13 protein-coding genes are annotated in these 20593 nt (G+C 73.4%); 3 read left to right on the forward strand and 10 right to left on the reverse strand.

All coding sequences use genetic code 11. The annotated features are described in order from the left end of the window. Positions 1-68 precede the first annotated feature (68 nt). The 3 genes from ACZ6EM_RS28230 to nrdR all read right to left on the reverse strand — a co-directional run bounded on the left by ACZ6EM_RS28230 (position 69) and on the right by nrdR (position 4597). A complete protein-coding gene (locus ACZ6EM_RS28230) occupies positions 69-833 on the reverse strand; it encodes an SDR family oxidoreductase (protein ID WP_465773551.1) in 765 nt (254 codons plus the stop codon). 170 nt (positions 834-1003) lie between these two features. Next, on the reverse strand, positions 1004-3889 hold the full coding sequence (locus ACZ6EM_RS28235) for a vitamin B12-dependent ribonucleotide reductase (RefSeq protein WP_401046360.1): 2886 nt from the start codon (positions 3887-3889) through the stop codon (positions 1004-1006). A 207-nt stretch (positions 3890-4096) separates the two neighbouring features. Beyond that, positions 4097-4597, reverse strand: a complete 501-nt coding sequence (gene nrdR / locus ACZ6EM_RS28240; protein ID WP_401055850.1) for a transcriptional regulator NrdR — start codon at positions 4595-4597, stop codon at positions 4097-4099. A gap of 574 nt (positions 4598-5171) precedes the next feature. Here nrdR and lexA point away from each other — a divergent pair. After that, positions 5172-5834, forward strand: a complete 663-nt coding sequence (lexA, locus tag ACZ6EM_RS28245; protein ID WP_359907136.1) for a transcriptional repressor LexA — start codon at positions 5172-5174, stop codon at positions 5832-5834. 152 nt (positions 5835-5986) lie between these two features. Here the strand turns inward: lexA and ACZ6EM_RS28250 are convergent, their stop codons facing one another. The 5 genes from ACZ6EM_RS28250 to ACZ6EM_RS28270 are packed head-to-tail and all read right to left on the reverse strand — an operon-like array spanning position 5987 to position 13804. Next, positions 5987-8101 carry an ATP-dependent DNA helicase gene (locus ACZ6EM_RS28250; protein WP_401055405.1) on the reverse strand — a complete coding sequence of 705 codons (2115 nt, stop codon included), beginning with the start codon at positions 8099-8101 and terminating at the stop codon, positions 5987-5989. A 12-nt stretch (positions 8102-8113) separates the two neighbouring features. Further along, positions 8114-9937, reverse strand: a complete 1824-nt coding sequence (locus ACZ6EM_RS28255) for an IucA/IucC family protein (RefSeq protein WP_359907056.1) — start codon at positions 9935-9937, stop codon at positions 8114-8116. Continuing rightward, positions 9915-11315: a lysine N(6)-hydroxylase/L-ornithine N(5)-oxygenase family protein gene (locus ACZ6EM_RS28260; RefSeq protein ID WP_401048540.1), complete on the reverse strand. Its 1401-nt coding sequence runs from the start codon at positions 11313-11315 to the stop codon at positions 9915-9917. The genes ACZ6EM_RS28255 and ACZ6EM_RS28260 overlap by 23 nt, the downstream gene beginning before the upstream one ends. Before the next feature lie 9 nt (positions 11316-11324). Continuing rightward, positions 11325-12053 (reverse strand): GNAT family N-acetyltransferase, encoded by a 729-nt coding sequence (locus tag ACZ6EM_RS28265; RefSeq protein ID WP_465773552.1) that lies wholly within the window; start codon positions 12051-12053, stop codon positions 11325-11327. Further along, positions 11945-13804: an IucA/IucC family protein gene (locus tag ACZ6EM_RS28270; RefSeq protein WP_401048538.1), complete on the reverse strand. Its 1860-nt coding sequence runs from the start codon at positions 13802-13804 to the stop codon at positions 11945-11947. Before ACZ6EM_RS28270 ends, ACZ6EM_RS28265 begins: the two co-directional genes overlap by 109 nt. A gap of 368 nt (positions 13805-14172) precedes the next feature. Here ACZ6EM_RS28270 and ACZ6EM_RS28275 point away from each other — a divergent pair, with 368 nt between their 5' ends. Together ACZ6EM_RS28275 and ACZ6EM_RS28280 are read left to right on the forward strand one after the other, a co-directional pair. Next, the gene (locus ACZ6EM_RS28275) at positions 14173-15366 is read left to right on the forward strand and encodes a trypsin-like serine peptidase (RefSeq protein ID WP_465773536.1); all 1194 of its coding nucleotides are present in this window, start codon (positions 14173-14175) and stop codon (positions 15364-15366) included. A 74-nt stretch (positions 15367-15440) separates the two neighbouring features. Continuing rightward, a complete protein-coding gene (locus ACZ6EM_RS28280) occupies positions 15441-16559 on the forward strand; it encodes a trypsin-like serine peptidase (RefSeq protein WP_465773537.1) in 1119 nt (372 codons plus the stop codon). A gap of 69 nt (positions 16560-16628) precedes the next feature. Here the strand turns inward: ACZ6EM_RS28280 and hflX are convergent, their stop codons facing one another. Further along, positions 16629-18131: a GTPase HflX gene (gene hflX / locus ACZ6EM_RS28285; RefSeq protein WP_401048534.1), complete on the reverse strand. Its 1503-nt coding sequence runs from the start codon at positions 18129-18131 to the stop codon at positions 16629-16631. Between the two features lie 209 nt (positions 18132-18340). After that, on the reverse strand, positions 18341-20578 hold the full coding sequence (locus ACZ6EM_RS28290; protein ID WP_465773538.1) for a RelA/SpoT family protein: 2238 nt from the start codon (positions 20576-20578) through the stop codon (positions 18341-18343). Positions 20579-20593: the final 15 nt, after the last annotated feature.

Consider the following 20593-nt stretch of genomic DNA (forward strand, 5'->3'; position numbering starts at 1 on the left):
CCGCCGACGCCCACCCGCGTGCCACGGTTCACACCCCGAAGGACAGCCCCTGTCGGCCGCCGCCGAACTCAGCGGCGGCCGAACCGCCGTTCCAGCGCCTCCTCGAAGGTCCCCCGGCCCACCGCCCGGTCCGGCGTCAGGTTGCCGCCCGCCCGAAACCCGCGGCCGGCCGCACCCGGCACGCGCAGCGTCAGCAGCAGTCGGCGCCTGCCCGCCGCCCGCAGGTAGGCCTCGGCCAGCTCCCGGTACGAACGCACCTGCGGGCCGCCCACCTCCGGCGCGAAGCCGGCCGGCTCCTCCCCCACCAGGTCCGCGACCGCCGCCGCCACCTCCCGCACGTCCACCGGCTGGCACGCCGTCCCGCTCAGCACCGGGAAGACCGGCAGCTTCACGGAGGCGTCGAAGAACCTGAGTACCAGGTCGTGGAACTGCGTCACCCGCAGCACCGTCCAGCCCAGCCCCGACTCCCGCACCACCCGCTCACAGGCGAGCTTCGTGTTGTAGTACGAGATCGGCACCCGGTCGATCCCGACGATCGACACGTACACCAGGTGCCGCACCCCGGCCTCCCGGGCCCGCGCCACCAGCGTCCGGACCCCGGCCAGGTCCTCCTTCTTCTGCGTGGTCGCGCAGTCCACCACCACCTCGACCCCGGCCATCGCCTCGGCGATCCCGGCGCCGCTCACCAGGTCGCCGACCGCCCACTCGACCCCGTCGCCCCCGGCCCGCGCCCGCCGGCTCAGCCCCCGCACCGCCGCCCCGCGCGCCACCAGCAGCCGCACCACCTCCCGCCCGAGCGTCCCCGTCGCCCCGGTCACCAGCACCGTTCCCATCACCGCACCACTCCTTCTCGGCAGAACCCGTCACCCCCTGTGGACCGGACACCACCCCCGAACGTGACATCGGCATTCCCGGGAACACGAAAAAGGCGGGGCGAGGACCGTGAAGTCCTCGCCCCGCCTCAGGTTTTCACCTCATCGGGTGAAACCGGGCTCGAGCGTGATCAGCTGCAGCCGCTGGTGGAGCCGCAGCCCTCGCAGAGGTAGCAGCTGCCGGCGCGGCGCATCTTGGTGCCGCAGGAGAAGCAGAGCGGGGCGTCGGCGTTGAGGCCGAGCTGGATCTCCATCAGCTCCGTGGAGTTGTGGGCCTGCTTCGGGGCCGTCCTGGGCGCCTCGACGGCCGGGGCCGGGACCACGGCCGGCCTGGCGGCGACCGGGGCGGACTGGGCGAGCGACTCGGTGTCGAGCTCCTCGGCCTCCAGCGGCTCGTACGAGCCCGTCTCCAGGTGGCGCTGGCGCTCCTCGACGGAGTGGATGCCGAGCGCCGAGCGGGTCTCGAACGGCAGGAAGTCGAGTGCCAGGCGGCGGAAGATGTAGTCGACGATCGACTGCGCCATCCGCACGTCCGGGTCGTCGGTCAGGCCGGCCGGCTCGAAGCGCATGTTGGTGAACTTGGAGACGTAGGTCTCCAGCGGCACGCCGTACTGGAGGCCGACCGAGACGGCGATGGAGAAGGCGTCCATCATGCCCGCGAGGGTCGAGCCCTGCTTGGACATCTTCAGGAAGACCTCGCCCAGACCGTCGTCCGGGTAGGAGTTGGCGGTCATGTAGCCCTCGGCGCCACCGACCGTGAAGGAGGTGGTGATGCCCGGGCGGCCCTTGGGCAGACGCTTGCGGACCGGGCGGTACTCGACCACCTTCTCGACCACCGCGGGAGCCTCGGCCTGCGCCGACTTCTCCTCGGAGTCCTTCTTCTTGGCCGAGAGCGGCTGGCCGACCTTCGAGTTTTCGCGGTAGATGGCGAGCGCCTTGACGCCCATCTTCCACGCCTCGAAGTAGATCTCCTCGACGTCCTCGACGGTCGCGGCGGCCGGCATGTTCACGGTCTTGGAGATGGCGCCGGAAATCCAGGGCTGGATCGCGGCCATCATCCGCACGTGGCCCATCGGCGAGATGGAGCGCTCGCCCATCGCGCAGTCGAACACCTCGTAGTGCTCGGCCTTCAGGCCGGGCGCGTCCACCACGTTGCCGTGCTCGGCGATGTGGGCGACGACCGCCTCGATCTGCTCGTCCTGGTAGCCGAGGCGCTTGAGGGCGCGCGGGACGGTGCCGTTGACGATCTGCATCGAGCCGCCGCCGACCAGCTTCTTGAACTTGACCAGGGCCAGGTCGGGCTCGACGCCGGTGGTGTCGCAGTCCATCATCAGGCCGATGGTGCCGGTCGGGGCGAGCACCGAGGCCTGGGCGTTGCGGAAGCCGTTCTGCGCACCGACGCGCAGCACGTCCTGCCAGGTCTTGTTGGCGGCCAGCCAGACCGGGGCGTCCAGGTCGTCGTGGGAGACGGCGTCCAGCGAGGCGTCGGCGTGCTGCTTCATGACCTGCTGGTGCGGGGCCGCGTTGCGGGCGTAGCCGTCGTACGGGCCGACCACACCGGCGAGTTCGGCGCCGCGGCGGTAGGCGGTGCCGGTCATCAGCGAGGTGATGGCGCCGGCCAGGGCGCGGCCGCCCTCGCTGTCGTAGGCGTGGCCGGTGGCCATCAGCAGGGCGCCGAGGTTGGCGTAGCCGATGCCGAGCTGGCGGTAGGCGCGGGTGGTCTCGCCGATCTTCTCGGTGGGGAAGTCCGCGAAGCAGATGGAGATGTCCATCGCGGTGATGACCAGCTCGACGACCTTGGCGAAGGCCGCCGCGTCGAACGAGTCGTCGTCGCGCAGGAACTTCATCAGGTTCAGCGAGGCGAGGTTGCAGCTGGAGTTGTCCAGGTGCATGTACTCGGAGCAGGGGTTGGACGCGTTGATGCGGCCGGACTCCGGGCAGGTGTGCCAGTGGTTGATGGTGGTGTCGTACTGGATTCCGGGGTCGGCGCAGGCCCAGGCGGCCTCGGCCATCTTGCGGAACAGCTTCTTCGCGTCGACGGTCTCGATGACCTCGCCGGTCATCCGGGCGCGCAGGCCGAATTCGGTGCCGTTCTCGACGGCGGTCATGAATTCGTCGTTGACGCGGACCGAGTTGTTGGCGTTCTGGTACTGGACGGAGGTGATGTCGTCCCCGCCGAGGTCCATGTCGAAGCCCGCGTCGCGCAGGGCGCGGATCTTCTCCTCCTCCTTCACCTTGGTCTCGATGAAGGCCTCGACGTCCGGGTGGTCCACGTCGAGGACGACCATCTTGGCCGCGCGGCGGGTGGCGCCGCCGGACTTGATGGTGCCGGCCGAGGCGTCGGCGCCGCGCATGAAGGAGACCGGGCCGGAGGCGTTGCCGCCGGAGGAGAGCAGTTCCTTGGAGGAGCGGATCCGGGAGAGGTTGAGGCCGGCGCCGGAGCCGCCCTTGAAGATCATGCCCTCTTCCTTGTACCAGTCGAGGATCGACTCCATGGAGTCGTCGACGGACAGGATGAAGCAGGCGCTGACCTGCTGGGGCTGCTTGGTGCCGACGTTGAACCAGACCGGCGAGTTGAAGCTGAACACCTGGTGGAGGAGGGCGTGCGTCAGCTCGTGCTCGAAGATCTCGGCGTCGTCCTTGGTGGCGAAGTAGCCGTGCTTCTCACCGGCGGCGCGGTAGGTGAGCACCACGCGGTCGATGATCTGCTTCAGGCTCCACTCGCGCTGCGGGGTGCCGACGGCGCCGCGGAAGTACTTGGACGTGACGATGTTGACGGCGTTGACCGACCAGAAGTCGGGGAACTCGACGCCGCGCTGCTCGAAGTTGATCGAGCCGTCGCGCCAGTTGGTCATGACGACGTCACGCCGCTCCCAGCGGACCTCGTCGTACGGGTGCACGCCAGGAGTGGTGTAGATGCGCTCCATCGGGAGGCCGCCCTTCGGGGCCTTGGCGCCCTTGACCGCGGCCTTCTCGGACTTCGACCCGCGCGCCGAACCGCTCGTGGTGTCTGTCACTTCTCGCTCCTCCTCCTGGGCAAACGCCCGAAGTGCCCTGAAAAGTCCGGGCACTGCTGGTTCGTTCTTCCGGTGTGCGGGCAGGCGGAGACCTTGCCTGCTTACGCACGGTTTGTAGTGTTCTGTGCCCCGTTTTCGGGCACGCGTGGGCCCCGCGGGGCCATGGTGGTGCGACGGGGCCCGCCCGGGGCCCGGTGCCGGCGCCCGCTAGGGCGCGGCGGCGGAGACGGACACGGGGGTGTCGTCCGTCTCGGGGGCGCGGGGCCGTTCGACGCGGAGTTCCGCGATGGCGGCCTCGAAGTCCTCAAGTCCGTCGTACGCCTGGTACACGGAGGCGAAGCGCAGGTAGGCGACCACGTCGAGCTCCTTGAGCGGGCCGAGTATGGCCAGCCCCACGTCGTGGGTGGTCAGCTCGGCGCTGCCGCTGGCGCGCACGCACTCCTCGACCCGCTGCCCGAGCTGGGCCAGCGCGTCCTCGGTGACCGGGCGGCCCTGGCAGGCCTTGCGGACGCCGGTGATGACCTTCTGCCGGGAGAACGGCTCGGTGACGCCGCTGCGCTTGATGACCATCAGCGCGGCCGTCTCCACCGTGGTGAAGCGGCGGCCGCAGTCCGGGCACTGCCGACGGCGGCGGATGCAGCTGCCGTCCTCGGTGGTCCGGCTGTCGACAACACGGCTGTCGGAGTGCCGGCAGAAGGGGCAGTGCACCTCGGGATCCCTCCCTGGCAGAACGTTCGGACCTCTTGAGTCTATGCGATGTGCCCCCGGCCTGGGCAAGCCGATCATGCGGGGTGACCACTAGTACTGGGCACGGATGATGACTGTAGCCACTACATCTAGGAGTCCGGGGGAGGTGAGCACCATGGCGTGTCGATGCCGCGACGGCGCCGATTAGACTGCCGGAGTCGAGTTCTGCTCGAACATTTACTCGATGTACAACAAAGCCTTGATCGAGTCAGTCAACTCCCGAATAATTCACTCGAACGTGTGTTTGGCGCAACCTTTCGATAGGAGGCGCGTTGGGCTGGAAAAGGGGAGAGGACAGCCGTCGAGAGGGGCCGCCGTGAACACGATCGAAAGCAACACCATCCCGGTGCAGGAACACTCCCAGTTCAAGGTGGGGCAGCGCACCACGAATCAACAGGGTCTGGACATCAGCATGGACCGTAGCGAAGACCACCGTCTCCCCGGCGCGGCCCTGTCCGGAACGGCCCGCGTTCCGGACCAGCCGATCGAACACTCCGCCACCCTGGACGACGGCCATCCCGCCCCCGCCCGCGCGATGCCCGGCCGCCCCCCCGGGATCCGCACCGACGAGGCCGGTCTCACCGAGCGCCAGCGCCGGGTGATCGAGGTCATCCGGGATTCCGTCCAGCGCCGCGGCTACCCGCCGTCCATGCGCGAGATCGGCCAGGCCGTGGGCCTGTCCAGCACCTCCTCGGTGGCCCACCAGCTGATGGCCCTGGAACGCAAGGGCTTCCTGCGCCGGGACCCGCACCGCCCGCGCGCCTACGAGGTCCGCGGCGTCGAGGTGGCCCGCCCGAACACCGCCGAGACGGCCGGCCGCCCGTCCACCTCCTACGTCCCGCTGGTCGGCCGGATCGCCGCCGGCGGGCCGATCCTGGCCGAGCAGACGGTCGAGGACGTCTTCCCGCTGCCCCGCCAGCTGGTCGGCGAGGGCGAGCTGTTCGCGCTCACCGTGCGCGGCGACTCGATGATCGAGGCCGCCATCTGCGACGGCGACTGGGTCACCGTGCGCCGCCAGCCGGTCGCCGAGAACGGCGACATCGTGGCCGCGATGATCGACGGCGAGGCCACCGTCAAGCGGCTCAAGCGCGAGGACGGCCGGATCTGGCTGATGCCGCACAACTCGGCGTACGAGCCGATCAACGGCGACAACGCGACCATCCTGGGCAAGGTCGTCGCGGTCCTGCGCCGCCTCTGAGCTCCCGTGCCGCGACCGACGGCACCGGGAAGGGGCTCCACCGCTCGTGCGGGGAGCCCCTCCGGCATTGCGGCCCGGCAACCCCCGGCCCCCGGGCCCGGCAACCCACGGCCCCCTGGGCCCGGAACGCCGGGGCCCGAGGGCCGGGGCCCTCAGCCCCGCTTCACCACCGGCCGCACCGGCGCCGCCGAGGCGTCGATCGCCGCCAGCGAGCGGCGCACCTGGTTGCGGTCCGTGGTGTACCAGAACTCGGGCATCGAGGACCGGAAGAAGCTCCCGTACCGCTTGGTCTCCACCCGCGGGTCCAGCACCGCGACCACGCCCCGGTCGTCGGCCGCGCGCACCAGCCGGCCCGCGCCCTGCGCCATCAGCAGCGCCGCGTGCGTCGCCGCGACGGCCATGAAGCCGTTCCCGCCGCGCTGCTCGACGTCCTTCTGGCGGGCGCTCATCAGCGGGTCGTCCGGCCGGGGGAACGGGATCCGGTCCATCACGACCAGCTGGCAGGCCGAGCCGGGCACGTCCACGCCCTGCCAGAGCGAGAGCGTGCCGAACAGGCAGGTGGTGGCGTCCGAGGCGAACTCCCGGATCAGCTCGCCCAGGGTGTCCTCGCCCTGCAGCAGGACGCGCTGGTCCAGCCGCTCGCGCATCGCCTCGGCGGCCGTCTGGGCGCCCCGCATCGAGGAGAACAGCCCCAGCGTCCGCCCGCCGGCCGCACCGATCAGCTCGGCCAACTCGTCCAGCATGTCCGGCCGTTCGGGATCGCGCCCGGGGTCGGCGAGGTGCTTGGCGACGTACAGGATGCCCTGCTTCGGGTACTTGAACGGCGAGCCGACGTCGATCCCGCGCCAGTGCGGCACCGCGTCCTCGCCGAAGGCCGGGCCGGGCTCCGGGTTGTCCCCGGCGGTGCGGACGTCCGGCAGCCGCGTCTCGGAGGGCAGGCCGACGGAGGCGGCGACGCCGTTGAAGTCCCCGCCGAGCTTGAGCGTGGCCGAGGTGAGGACGACCGAGCGCTCCTTGTACAGCCCCTCGCGCAGCAGCCCGGAGACGCTCAGCGGGGCGACCCGCAGCGAGGCGGTGCCCAGCCCGTAGCGGTCGCTGCGCTCGATCCAGACCACGTCGTACTCGGAGTCCTCCAGCAGCCGCTCGGCCGTCTCGTGCAGCGCCTCGGCCGAGGCCATCGCCTGCTTGCGGACGGCGTCCTCGTCGCTGAGCCCCTTGTCCCTGGTCTCGCCGAGCGAGCTGATCACCTGGCGGGAGGCGTCCCGGATCGCGGTGACCGCGTACGCCAGGTACTCGGGCAGTTCCTCGACCCGGCCGGGCTGAGCGGTCTCCATCAGGCCGTGGTAGTTCTCGGCGGCGGCCTGGAGCGCGTCGACCGCCTTCTCGTTGGCCAGCCGCGCGGCCCGCTTGACCGCCCGGTTGACCGCCCCGACGGTCAGCTCGGCGGTGGCCGCGCCGGTGACCCGGTTGACCAGTTCGTGCGCCTCGTCCACGATCAGCAGCCCGTGCTCGGGCAGCACCGGCGCGCCCTCGATCGCGTCGATCGCGAGCATCGCGTGGTTGGTGACCACGACGTCCGCCAGCTTGGCCCGCTCCCGCGCCTTCTCCGCGAAGCACTCCTGCCCGTACGGGCAGCGGGTGGCGCCCAGGCACTCCTTGGAGGTGACCGACAGCTGGGCCCAGGCCTTGTCGGAGACGCCGGGGCTGAGGTCGTCGCGGTCCCCGGTGTCCGTCTCGTCGGCCCAGTCGCGCAGCCGCAGCACGTCCTTGCCGAGCTTCCCGGTGGGCCCGCCGAGCGCGTCCACCGGGTCGAAGAGGCCCTCGCCCTCGTCGCTCGGGGTGCCCTCGTTGGCCCGGTGCAGGCACAGGTAGTTGGAGCGGCCCTTGAGCATCGCGAACAGCGGCCGGCGGCGCAGCACGGGGTGCAGCGCCTCGACGGTGCGCGGCAAGTCCCGTTCCACCAGCTGGCGTTGCAGCGCCAGGGTGGCCGTGGCGACGACCACGCGGTCGCCGTGGGCGAGTGCGGGCACCAGATAGGCCAGGGACTTCCCGGTGCCGGTGCCGGCCTGGACGAGCAGGTGCTCGCCGTGGTCGACGGCGTCGGCGACGGCCTCGGCCATCCGGACCTGACCGGGGCGCTCCGCGCCGCCGACGGCCGCCACCGCGGCGTGCAGCAGTTCGGGGATCCGCGAGCGCGGGACGGCGACGGCTTCCTCGGCCTCGTCGCCGAGGGCCGTCGCGGGCTGGGATTCGGAGTCGTTCGTCATGACCCTCCCACCCTACGGGGCGGGGGTGACAATCCGGTCCCGTTGCCCGGGCAGTCGCACGTCCACCGCGACCAGCGCGTTCGGCACGGTCCCGTGCCGGGCGGCGTGCGGGCGGTGCGGGCGGTCCTGGTAGCCGTCCAGCAGCAGCCGGTTGCGGTTGAGGCAGAGCCGGTCGATCCGGGGGCGGAACAGGTCGAACAGCTCGAAGCGCTCGCCCAGCTCGGGGAAGCGGTCCTGGTAGCGCAGCACCTCGGCACGCAGCAGCGCCCAGAACTCGGTCTCGGGCAGTCCGGTCTGCGCCTCCAGCAGCGGGGCGAGGTAGCGGAAGACGCCGATGAAGAGCCCGGAGTGGATGAACTGGCAGAGTCCCTGCGGGCTCTCCCGCAGCAGCACCTCGGCGACCTCGGCGGGCAGCGCGTGCAGTTCGGGCAGGCTCTGCGCGCTGAGGTTGACGTCGTCCACGAAGTCCTTGACCGCGAGCCGGACCGGCACGTCGGACGGGTCGAAGACCACGATCGCGTTCTCGCCGTGCGGGGAGAAGACCAGCCCGTAGCGGTAGAGGAAGTGCAGCAGCGGCGGCATCGTCGCGGCGAACAGCCGGGCGGTCCAGTCGCCGGGGAGCAGGCCGGAGCGGTCGATCAGCTCGGCGGCGAGCGCCCGCCCGTCGGAGCCGGTCTGCAGCAGCGCGGCCAGGGTGCGGGCCCGCTCGCCGCCGTCCAGGAAGGGGCCGAGCGGCTGGCGCCAGATCGCGCCGAGCAGCTCCTTGTACTGGTACGGAGCCTCGGGCAGCTCGCGGTAGAGCGGGTGGTCGACGGTGACGGAGGCGATCTCGCCGAGCAGGATCACCCGGCACTCGTCGCGCAGGTACGGGTCGGCGTCGCGCAGCCCGAGCAGCCAGGCGGTGACGGCGGGCGCGGCCAGCGTGCGCTCGACCGGCAGGCCGCGCCAGACCAGGGTGTTCAGGACGGACAGCGGCAGCTTGACGGTGCAGCGCTCGGGGTGGGCGGTGTTGAAGAAGGAGCGGATGGACTGCTGGGGCAGCCGTGGGTCGCCGTCCGAGGGCAGCGGGACGATCTCGCCGGAGGCGATCCAGGGGGCGAACAGCGGCAGGATCGTCTCGTCCCACTGCCAGGGGTGGACGGGCAGCAGCAGGTAGTCCCCGGCGTCCGGGCCGAGCGCGGCGCGCAGCGCGTCGACGTCGTCCAGCTCGCGGGCGTACAGCTGCTCGGGCCGTTCCAGGCCGGGCACCCCGCGGTACTCGGCGAGCCGGCGGTGGACGGCGATCCAGGGCAGCGGGCGGGGGCTGCGGGCCTCCGGGGCCCAGCGGGCGGCGTCGGTGCCGGAGAAGCCGATCCGGCCCTTGTTGGGCACGATCCAGGGGTGGCCGGTCTGCCGGCCCTCCAGGGCGGCGTGGTCGAGGTCGGCGAGTTCGGCGGCGGTCAGCGCGGTGGCGAGCTGGCGGGCGTCGGCGGTCAGGGTGGCGCAGAGCTCGCGGATCAGGTGGCCGGTGGTCTCGCCGCGCATGCCGAGGGTCTGCCGGGCGTACGGGAGGAAGCGCAGCGGGTCCAGGCCGTCCGGGCGGGTGCAGCGGACGGACTCGGGGTCGACCTGCCAGCTGTCGTAGGCGCCGCGCCGGGCGGTGAAGCGGTACTCGGCCTCGGGCAGCTCCAGCCGGTACTCGCCGGGCGCCTCGCCGGGGACGGGCCGGAGCAGGTCCTCGTAGGCGAACTCGCCCAGCATCTTGGCCAGCAGGGCGCGGCCGGCCCGCTGCCAGTGCCCGGCGGTGAGGTGCGGGGGCAGGTGGAGCGGCGGTTCAGCGGCCGACGGTTGCGGCACGGGTCAACTCCTGGGGGCGGGGGACGACGGGGGTCCGGTGGTGGGACGCGGGGTCGGGGGCGGGTACGGGCGGTGCGAAGCCGGTCCAGGCGGTGCGGTCGGGCAGCCGGTGGACGGTGCGCCCGGTGACGGCGTTGAGGATCACGGCGGCCCGGTGGGCGCCGAGTCCGAGGTCGGGGGTGCCGACGCCGTGGGTGTGCAGTTCGGCGTTCTGGACATACAGCCCGCCGGTGAGTTCGGGGCGGGTGGCGACCCGGTGGTCCAGGTCGACCCGGTAGCGCCCGGCCTCGTCCCAGTCGATCAGCTCGGCGAGCGGTTCGAGGGCGGCCGGGCGGGCCGCCCGGTAGCCGGTGGCGAGCACCAGGGCGTCGGTGCGCAGCAGGTGCTCGGCGCCGGAGTCGGTGTGCCGGCAGTGCAGTTCGAGGCCGCCGCAGGGGCCCGGTCGGGCGGCGGTGACGGCGGTGCCGGGGGTGATCTCGACCGGGGCGGTGTCGATCGGGCGGCCGATGGTGCGCTCGTAGAGGTGGTCGTGGATCTCGGCGAGGGTCTCGGTGCTGGCGGCCTTGTGGAGCTGCCACTGGGCGGCGACCAGCGCGTCCCGGACGGGGCCGGGCAGGCCGTGGAAGTAGCGGGTGTAGTCGGGGGTGAAGTGCTCCAGGCCGAGCTTGGAGTACTCCATGGGGGCGAGCGCCCTGGTGCGGGTGAGCCAGCGCAGCCGGACGCCGTCGCCCTCGTGGCGCCGGAGCAGGTCGAGGAAGACCTCGGCGCCGGACTGTCCGCTGCCGATCACGGTGATGTCCCGGGCGCCGGCCAGGTCGGCGCGGCGGTCCAGGTACTCGGCGGAGTGGAAGGCGCGCGGGTGTCCGGCCAGCGCGGCGAAGGCCTCGGGGAGGACCGGCCGGGTGCCGACGCCGAGGGCGAGGTTGCGGGCCCTGACCTCGGAGCGCCGGCCGGTCGCGGTGTCGGTCAGCTCGGCGCGGTACCAGGGCGCGTCCCAGTGCAGGGCGGTGACCTCGGTGCCGAAGCGGCAGCCGGCCAGCCGTTCGGCGGCCCAGCGGCAGTAGTGGTCGTACTCGCGGCGCGGGAGCTGGAAGCGCTCGGCGAAGTAGAACGGGAAGAGCCGGTCCTGGTCGCGCAGGTAGTTGAGGAAGGACCACGGGCTGGTCGGGTCGACCAGGGAGACCAGGTCGGCGAGGAACGGCACCTGCATCCGGGCCCCGTCCACCAGCATCCCGTGGTGCCAGCGGAACTCCGGGCGCTGGTCGCAGAAGAGCGTGCGCAGGCCGGGGACGGGCTCGGCGAGCGCGGCGAGGGAGAGGTTGAACGGGCCGATGCCGACGCCGAGCAGGTCGTACGCGGGGGGTGTCGAGGTGTCCACAGGGGTTTCCTAGGCGGGGAGTTGGGCCTGCGCGGCGGGCCCGTCGGCCCGGTCGCGGACCATCAGGGCGGCGCGCTTGCCGGGCAGGTCGAGTTCGGCGGCGGCTCGGAATCCGGCCCGTTCGAAGGCCCGGACGGACCGCCGGTTGCGGACGTCCGGCTCGGCCACCACCCGTTCGCAGCGCGGATTCCCACGAAGAATCAATTCTGCGAAGGCGGCGAGGAGGACGGCGCCCAGCCCTCGGCCGCGGCTGGCGGCGGGGCCGAGCAGCAGGTGCACGCCGGTGTCGTACGGCCGGGCGGGGTAGTGCGCGGCGAGCGGGTCGAGGTCGGCGCGGTAGACCTCCCAGTAGCTCATCGGCTCGCCGTCGAGCAGGCCGAGGCAGGGCAGGCTCCGGCCGTCGCCGTCCTGCTGGGCCCGGACGTGCCGTTCGGTGACCTCCGGCGGCCCGGCGAGCTCCCAGAAGGCGTCGACCTCCGGGTCGTTCATCCAGCCGGTGAGCAGCGCCAGGTCGGCGGGCAGCAGCACCGGGCCGAGCCGGAACTCGCCCGCCGGGGTGGGCACCGGACCGAGCCGGAACTCGCCCGCCGGGGCGGGCACCGGTGCCCGCCCGGGCAGCTCGTACGGCATCAGGCGCCCGCCACCGGGTTGGGGATGTCCACGTACACGGACTGGCTGGCGACCGGGCCGACCAGCTCGTCCATGCCGTTGATCCGGGTGAGCAGGTTGGCCTTGCAGGGCAGCGTGGGCGCGTCCAGCAGCAGGGCGGGCAGCGCCGAGCCGGTGGCGGCGGCCCGCGGACCGGCCAGGAACCGGCGCAGCGCCGCCAGCAGCACCGTTTCGTCGGCGAGCCGCTGGGAGCCGAAGGCGCCGATCAGGCCGAGCACGTGGTTGATGCCGAGGTAGTAGGCGAAGTGATGGTCGATCACCTCGTCCGGCAGGAAGGTGTCGCTGTCCGTACCGAGCCCGGGCAGCCGGGCGGCGAGCGCGCCGGCGGCGCTCTCCCGGTAGTAGTAGCCCTGGTTGTCGCGGTAGCGGCCGCCGCACGGCCAGCCCTCGGCGTCCAGCAGCACGAGGCTGTTCTGCTGGTGCGCCTCCAGGGCGATGCCGCCCCGGCCGTCCAGCCAGAGGATGGGCAGCACGACCGCGTCCAGGTAGCGCAGGAACCATTCGGCGGCCACCGTCCGCAGCGGGCGGGCGCAGCGCAGGGCCAGCGCCCGCAGGAGGTCGCCGAGCCGGGAGGGCACGGTGTCGCCGCCGCCGAGCGGTTGTTCGGCGACCAGCCCGGCGACGCACAGCACGCGGTCGGTGGGTGCGAAGGGCTGGGCGCGCAGCACGGTGTCCAGGCCGTTGGGGTCGCCGAGGTCGGGGTGGTCGACGCCGATCCAGGCCGGGTCGCGGACGATGTCGAAGCCGGGGTGGGCGGCCCGCCACTCGGCGGCCAGCCCGCTCTCCAGCAGCCGGTGCATCTCCAGGCCGCGGTGCAGTTCCTTGCGCAGGTTCTCCCGGCGGGAGTTGGTGATCCGCAGGCCGAGCGAGAGCTTGAGCATCCACGGGGTGCCGGGCCGGTAGACGGTGCGCACCGAGGAGGTGGGGTACCAGGGCTCGCCGGCCGGGCCGAGGTCGTGCAGCAGCCCGTCGGCGAGCAGTGCGGCGACGGCCGGGCGGTGGGCGAGCTCGCGGGCCTGCCAGGGGTGCAGCGGGACGGCGGCGGTGCCGGGCGGCAGCGCCGGGCCGCCGTCGAGCAGGCCGGCGGTGAGCTGCTCGGCGCTCTCGGCGACGGCGGAGCCGGCCGCGAGCAGTTCGCGGTCCACCGCGTACCAGTGCAGTTGGAAGGAGCCGTGCAGTTCGGGCGAGTAGGCGGCGCTCTGGGCGGGGCCGAGGCCGTCGCGGCTCTTGGGGGTGGGGTGCAGCGGGTGGCCGAGCAGCAGGGACTGTTCGGCGGCGAGGAAGTGCGAGCGCTCCGGCCCGCCGGGCACGGCGGCGGTGCGGCGGTGGGCGAGGATCTCGGCGGTGCGCACGACCGAGTCGGCGACCCGGCCGGCGAGGTCGGCGACCTGCCCGGGGTCGGGCCGTTCGGCGGCCGCGGCGGCGAGCAGCGCGGCGGCGGTGACGGCGTCCACCGGGGCCTCGGCGCCGCCCTCGCCGGCCGCGAGGGTGGCGGGGCCGAAGCGGTGCCAGCCGCCGGGCGACCAGTAGCGGACCGGGGCGGTGAGCCGGGCGGCCCCGCCGAGGACGGCGATCCGCAGTCGGCCGTCCGGGCCGGGCCGGGCTCCGGTCTCCCGCGTCCAGCAGCGCAGCAGGGCCTCCAGCCCGGCCTGTTCGGCGGCGACGGCCGGGTCGGGGTGCAGCAGCAGGTCGTGTCCGAAGGCCCGTGCCACGGTGGGCGGCGGTACGGGCGGGGCTCCGGTGAGGGCGGTGCTCAAGGCTGCTCCTTGGGGCGCGTGGGGGTGCGGACGCGCACTGTGGTGGAGGGGATCGGCGGGCACTCGCACCGTCGCGTCAGGTAAGGGTTACCTATCCATGACGGGTGATCACAAGGAGCGCTCACTCGTCCGGGTGAGAATCGGCGATTGTGTACATCCGGGGCCGGATGCCCTGCTGGGCCGGTGCACCGGCCGGGCCCGGATCACGGATCGGTGACCTCCGGCCGGCAGCGCAACCCGGGGGGCGGGCACCGCCGTCCTTCTGCGCGATGGAAGACTCCAGAACGGCGGACCGCCGCACCGCGAACCGGCCGGGCACCCACCGCCCCGGTGTGCGGCCGCCCGCCGCGGCACCGTCCGGCGAGCCGGGACCACTCGGCGACCCGGCACCGCCCAGCACCCACCGCCCGAGCACAGGGGGAAGCGCACAGATGCCAACGATCCACCGGTCAGCCCTGGCCGCCGCCCTGGCCGCGGGCACCCTGCTCGCCGTGAGCGCCTGCGGGCCCGACGGCCCGGCGGGCGGCGGGACCAGCCCCGCGCCGCCGCCCTCCTCCGCGGCGGCCCAGGCCGCGGGCGCGGGCGGGGCGATCGGCGGAATCACCCTCCCGTCCGGGCTGCCGACCAGCCTGCTGGAGGGACTGCCCAGGAGCTGGGACGACCTGAAGAAGTGGAAGTTCGAGGACTGGGACAAGTGGGCGTCCAAGCACGTCTTCAACAACCCGGTGGTGAAGGACTTCTGGGACCCGGACAAGATGGGCGACTCCAAGCCCGCCGAGCCGGCCCCGCCCGCCGCCAAGCCCGCCCCCGCCACCCCCGCGCCGTCCACCGACGACGGCGTGACCGACCCCGAGCCCCCGGTGGTCAAGGCCCTGGCGATGCCCCGCCCGTACACGAAGCAGCCCTCCGGAAAGGTGTTCTTCTCCGCCCAGGGCGGCCGCGGCAACTGCTCGGCGACGGTGATCACCGACCCGCAGCACCCGGGAAAGAGCAACCTGGTCTGGACGGCCGGCCACTGCGTGCACGAGGGCAAGGGCGGGAACTTCTTCAAGGACCTGGTCTTCGTGCCCGCCTACAACAACTCGGGCGCCTCCAGCGGCGGCAAGCGGGCCCCGCTGTCCGAGCTGGCCCCGCTGGGCACCTGGTGGGCCGACCAGGTCACCGCCTCGCCGCAGTGGATGGTCGAGGGCGGCGGCAGCGGCGACGCCGCCAACCAGTACGACTTCGCGGTGATGCGCGTGCGCAACCAGAACGACACCGGCAAGTCCCTGGAGGAGACGGTCGGTTCGGCCGTTCCGGTCTGGTTCGACGCGCCGCGCGACCAGCTCAAGGTCTCGGCCGTCGGCTACCCGCTCGTCAAGCCGTTCGACGGCCAGGAGCTGTACAAGTGCGACGGCGGCAAGCCGACCCGGCTCTCCTTCGACGCCAAGCGCCCGACGATGCTGACCATCGGCTGCACCATGACCCAGGGCGCCAGTGGCGGCGGCTGGTTCGCCACCATGCCCGACGGCAGGACCGCCCTGGTCAGCAACACCTCGATCGGCACCCAGGAGCACACCTCGCTGAGCGGCCCCTACCTGGAGGCGGTCGCCCGGCAGGCACTGGACTGGATCTCCAAGAAGTAGCAGCCGTACGAGGGAAGCAGCCGCCGGCGGGGGGCGGTACGGGACCACCAGCACAGCACGGGGGACGAGCCAGCATGCCGACAACCACCAGCCGGCGGCGCCGGGCCGCGACGGCCGGCGCCGCGCTGCTCGCCGCGCTCGCGCTGGGCGCCGCCGGATGCGGCCCGGACGGCCCGGCCCGGCCCGCCACCGCGCCCCTCGCCCTGCCCCGCTCCGCGCCCACCAGCCTGGGCGACCTGACCGGCTGGAAGGTGGAGGACTGGGACCGCTACGTCGCCGACAGCGCCTTCGCCGGCGACGCGGCGCCCGGCTTCTGGACGGCCGCCCGGATGGACACCGCCAAGCCCCGGCCCACCCCGGAGTACTCCCTGACCGCCCCCGCGGCGGCCGGTGTCGAACAGGACGCCCCGCCGGCCGCCGTCCCGGCCCAGCCGCTGCCGCACCCGTACGCCCAGGCCGGCGCGGTGGTCGGCCGGCTCTTCATGACCACGCCGCAGGGCGACGCGGCCTGCTCCGCCACCGTGGTCTCCGACCCGGTCAACCCCGGCCGCAGCAACCTCGTCTACACCGCCGCGCACTGCCTGCACGACGGCAAGGGCGGCGGCTGGTTGAAGAACCTGGTCTTCGTCCCCGCCTTCAACCGGGACGGCCGGATGGTCCACGGCAAGCCGAACCCGGACCAGCAGGCCGCCCCGTACGGCCGGTGGACGGCGGTGCGCGCGCTGGTCTCGCCGACCTGGCGCCAGGAGAGCGGCGTCGGTGCCCGCAACCAGTACGACTACGGCGTGCTGCGGGTGCGCGGCGAGGACGGCTCCGGCAGGTCCCTGGAGGAGACGGTCGGCGGCTCGGTGCCGATCTGGTTCAACGCCCCGCGCGAGCAGATCACCGCGGCCGCCGCCTACGGCTACCCGGCCGAGCGGCCGTTCGACGGCCTGGAGCTCGAACACTGCGACTCCCCGGCCGCGCCCGGGAGGCTCTCCTTCGACCGGACCCGCCCACCGATGTACGTGATCGGCTGCTCCATGACGGCCGGCGCCTCCGGCGGCGGCTGGTTCGTCATCAGGGACGGCAAGCCCAACCTGATCAGCGTCGGCGCGGTCGGCAACCGCAACCCGGCCGGCTACCAGGCCGGACCCTCCCTGCACGACCAGGCGAAGCAGGCCTTCGACTACTTCGCCAAGAACATCCGGTAGCCCCTGCGGGGGCAACGGGAAGGGCCCCGGGACGGCGAACCGTCCCGGGGCCCTCCGTCGGCTCCGGCCTCAGCCCTGCAGGGCCACCGCGAAGTACTCCAGCTCGGCGGCCAGCTCGGCCTGCACCTTGGCGTGCAGCAGGGTGCCCTCGCCGGTGTGCTCGGCGGAGATCAGCTCCCCCTCGGCGTGCACCCGGGAGACCAGTGCGCCCTGGGTGTAGGGCACCAGGGCCCGCACCTCGACCGCCGGACGCGGCAGCTCGTCGTCGATGAGCTGCAGCAGCTCCTCGATCCCCGCGCCGCTGCGGGCCGACACCACGATGGCGTGCGGCTCGCGGCGCAGCAGGCGCTGGAGCACGTGCGGGTCGGCGGCGTCCGCCTTGTTGATCACCACGATCTCCGGCACGTTCTGCGCGTCGACCGAGACGATGACCTCGCGGACGGCGGCCAGCTGCGTCTCCGGCTCGGGGTGCGAGCCGTCCACCACGTGCAGGATGAGGTCGGCGTCGGCGACCTCCTCCATGGTCGAGCGGAAGGCCTCGACCAGGTGGTGCGGCAGGTGCCGGACGAAGCCGACGGTGTCCGCCAGGGTGTAGAGCCGCCCGCTGGGGGTCTCGGCCCGGCGCACGGTCGGGTCCAGGGTGGCGAACAGCGAGTTCTCCACCAGGACGCCCGCACCGGTGAGCCGGTTGAGCAGCGAGGACTTGCCGGCGTTGGTGTACCCGGCGATGGCCACGGACGGCACCTGGTGGCGCTTGCGCTCCTGGCGCTTGGTGTCGCGGCCCTTCTTCATGTCGGCGATCTCCTTGCGGAGCTTCGCCATCTTCTCGCGGATCCGGCGCCGGTCGGTCTCGATCTTGGTCTCACCGGGACCACGGGTGGCCATGCCGCCGCCCGAGGTGCCGGAGCCACCGCCGCCCATCTGCCGGGACAGCGACTGGCCCCAGCCGCGCAGGCGCGGCAGCATGTACTGCATCTGCGCGAGCGAGACCTGCGCCTTGCCCTCCCGGGACTTGGCGTGCTGGGCGAAGATGTCCAGGATCAGGGCCGTCCGGTCGACGACCTTGACCTTGACCACGTCCTCCAGGTGGATCAGCTGGCCGGGGGTGAGCTCACCGTCGCAGACGACGGTGTCGGCGCCGCTGGCGGCGACGATGTCGCGCAGTTCCTTCGCCTTGCCGGAGCCGATGTAGGTGGCCGCGTCGGGCTTGTCGCGGCGCTGGATGACGCCGTCCAGCACCTGGGAGCCGGCCGTCTCGGCGAGCGCGGCGAGCTCGGCCATCGAGTTCTCCGCCTCCTCCAGCGTGCCGTCCGTCCAGACGCCGACGAGCACCACGCGCTCCAGGCGGAGCTGGCGGTACTCGACCTCGGTGACGTCTTCGAGTTCGGTGGAGAGGCCGGCGACACGGCGCAGGGCGGCTCGCTCGCTGCGGTCGTACTGGTCGCCGTCGTAGTGGTGGCCGAGGTCCTCGTCGATGGCCGCGAGGTCCTCGTCCATGAGGGCTTCCGCCCGCAGACCGTCGAGGCGGCGCGGAGCGTCGGCGTGGTCGCGGGTGTCGAACGTGGAGGTCATTCTGTCCTTTGGCTCGCTGGTACGGGTGGCCTTCGGGGACCGCTGCCGCGGTCCCGTACGGAGTCTGCCCAGCTGCCGCCCCGGTTACCGTCCGGGCGGGGGTGAGCTGCCCCTCGGGTCCTCGGGTGAGACCCGGGCTCCTGTGCCCGGACAACGCCGTGGACCGGCCGTGAATTCCCCATGATGGTCGCACGCCCGGCGCGGGCCGGTCATCCCCATTTCCCGCGGGCCGCCGGGCCGAGCGGCCGCTCCCCCGGTTCCCGGCCGCCGTCCGGGGCCTGCGGGCGGCTCACGTCGTACACCCCGGAGACCTTGAGCATCGCCCGCATCAGCCGCGGCAGGGCGGCCGGCTCGGGCAGTTCGACGGTGTAGGTGTGCCGGACCCGGGACTCCTGCGGCGGCTCGACCTCGGCCGAGACGATGCCGACGCCGGCGCCGGCTCCGGAGATCGCGGCGGTGAGGTCGGCGAGCAGCCGGGGCCGGTTCAGCGCCTCGGCCCGCAGGGTGACCCGGTGCCCGGTCGCCGGGGCGTCCTCCGGCCGCCAGCGGACCTCCAGCTCGGCCCGCCCGTCCGCGCGCATCCGCTCCCCCGCCGGGCAGCCGGTGCGGTGCACCGCGACCGCGCCGCCGCGGATCGGGTAGCCGGCCACCTCGTCCGGCGGCACCGGGGTGCAGCAGCGCGCCAGCCGGACCGGCGCCCCTGGCCGTCCGGCCACCGCGACCGGGGCGGCCCGCCGCTCGGCGGTCGGGCGCCCGGGCGGGGCGGGCTGGCCTCCGGTCGGGCCGGTGCGGACCACCGGCTGCCGGGCCGGGTGGTCGGCCAGCCAGCGCTCGATGGCCAGCCGGGCGCCCGGGGTGCGGGCGTGCGCGAGCCACTCGGGGGCGGGGCCGGAGGGCTGGCCTCCGCCGGCCGGGAGGGATTCGGTGAGCACCGCGATCTGGTCGCCGTCCTCCAGCACGGTGGACAGGGCGGTGAGCCGCCCGTTGACCCGCACCCCGATACATCGGTGGCCGGTCTCCTCGCCGAGCAGGTAGGCCGCGTCCACGCAGGTGGCGCCGGCCCTCAGCTGAAGCGTTTCGCCGCTCTCCGTCACCACGGTGATCTCGCGGTCGCCGGCCAGGTCGGCGGTGAGCGCGGACCAGAAGGCGTCCGGATCGGGCGTCTCCTGCTGCCACTCCAGCAGCCGGCTGAGCCAGCCCGGGCGGGCCGGGTCGGTGCGGTCCAGCTCGTCGGCGTCCTGCACGGCGCCGGCCGGGGACGGGTCCCCGAGCGCGACCACCCCGGTCTCGGCCACCTCGTGCATCCGCCGGGTGCGGACCAGCACCTCGACCACCGCGCCGCCGCTGAGCGCCACGGCGGTGTGCAGCGACTGGTAGAGGTTGAACTTGGGCGCGGCCACGAAGTCCTTGAACTCCCCGGGCAGCGGCGTCCAGCAGGTGTGCAGCTCGCCGAGCACGGCGTAGCAGTCGGCGTTCTCCTCGACCACCACCAGCAGCCGCCCGAAGTCGGCCGGCCGCGGCCCCTGCGGCCGGCCGTCCGGCCCGGGCACGGCGGCCCGGCGGAGCAGCACCCGGTGCAGCGAGACGCAGTGCCGGGGGCGGACGGTCACCTCGGCGGTCACCCCGGCCTCGGCCAGTTGGCGGGCCAGCTGCCGGGCGAAGGGCTCCAGCAGGGTGTCCGGCTCGGCCTCGTGACCGGCCATCAGGGCGCGGGTGCGGGCGTGTTCCTCGGGGTGCAGGGTGGCGAAGACGATGTCCTCCAGCTCCGCCTTGAGCACCTGGATGCCGAGCCGCTCGGCCAGCGGGATCAGCACGTCCCGGGTGACCTTGGCGATCCGCACCTGGCTGGCCGGCTTCATGTGCCGGATGGTGCGCATGTTGTGCAGCCGGTCGGCCAGCTTGATCACCATCACCCGGACGTCGTCCCCGGTGGCGACCAGCATCTTGCGGAAGGTCTCGGCCTCGGCGGCGGCGCCGAAGTCGACCTTCTCCAGCTTCGTCACCCCGTCGACCAGGTAGGCGACTTCGGGCCCGAATCCGGCGCCCACCTGGTCCAGCGTCAACTCGGTGTCCTCGACCGTGTCGTGGAGCAGCGAGGCGACCAGGGTCGTCGTCCCGGCGCCGAGTTGGGCCAGGATCATGGTCACGGCCAGCGGGTGGGTGATGTACGGCTCGCCGCTCTTGCGCTTCTGGCCGCGGTGGCTGGCCTCGGCGAGCCGGTACGCCCGGGCGAGCAGGCCGAGGTCGGCCTGCGGGTGGTGCCGGCGGTGGACCTGGACGAGCGGCTCCAGGGCGTCCGGCACCGGCGGCCGGCCGGTGGCCAGTAACGCGGCCCGCCCGGCCCGGCCGAGAGCGGCCCGGCCGAGCTCCCCGAGGGGCCGCCTGGCCCCGGCCTGCCGTACGGTCGTCGGCTGCCCCGTCAGGGACTGCCCGGCTTCGATGGTCATCGGCACCTCCGGCAA

The organism is Kitasatospora sp. NPDC041917, assembly GCF_055589745.1.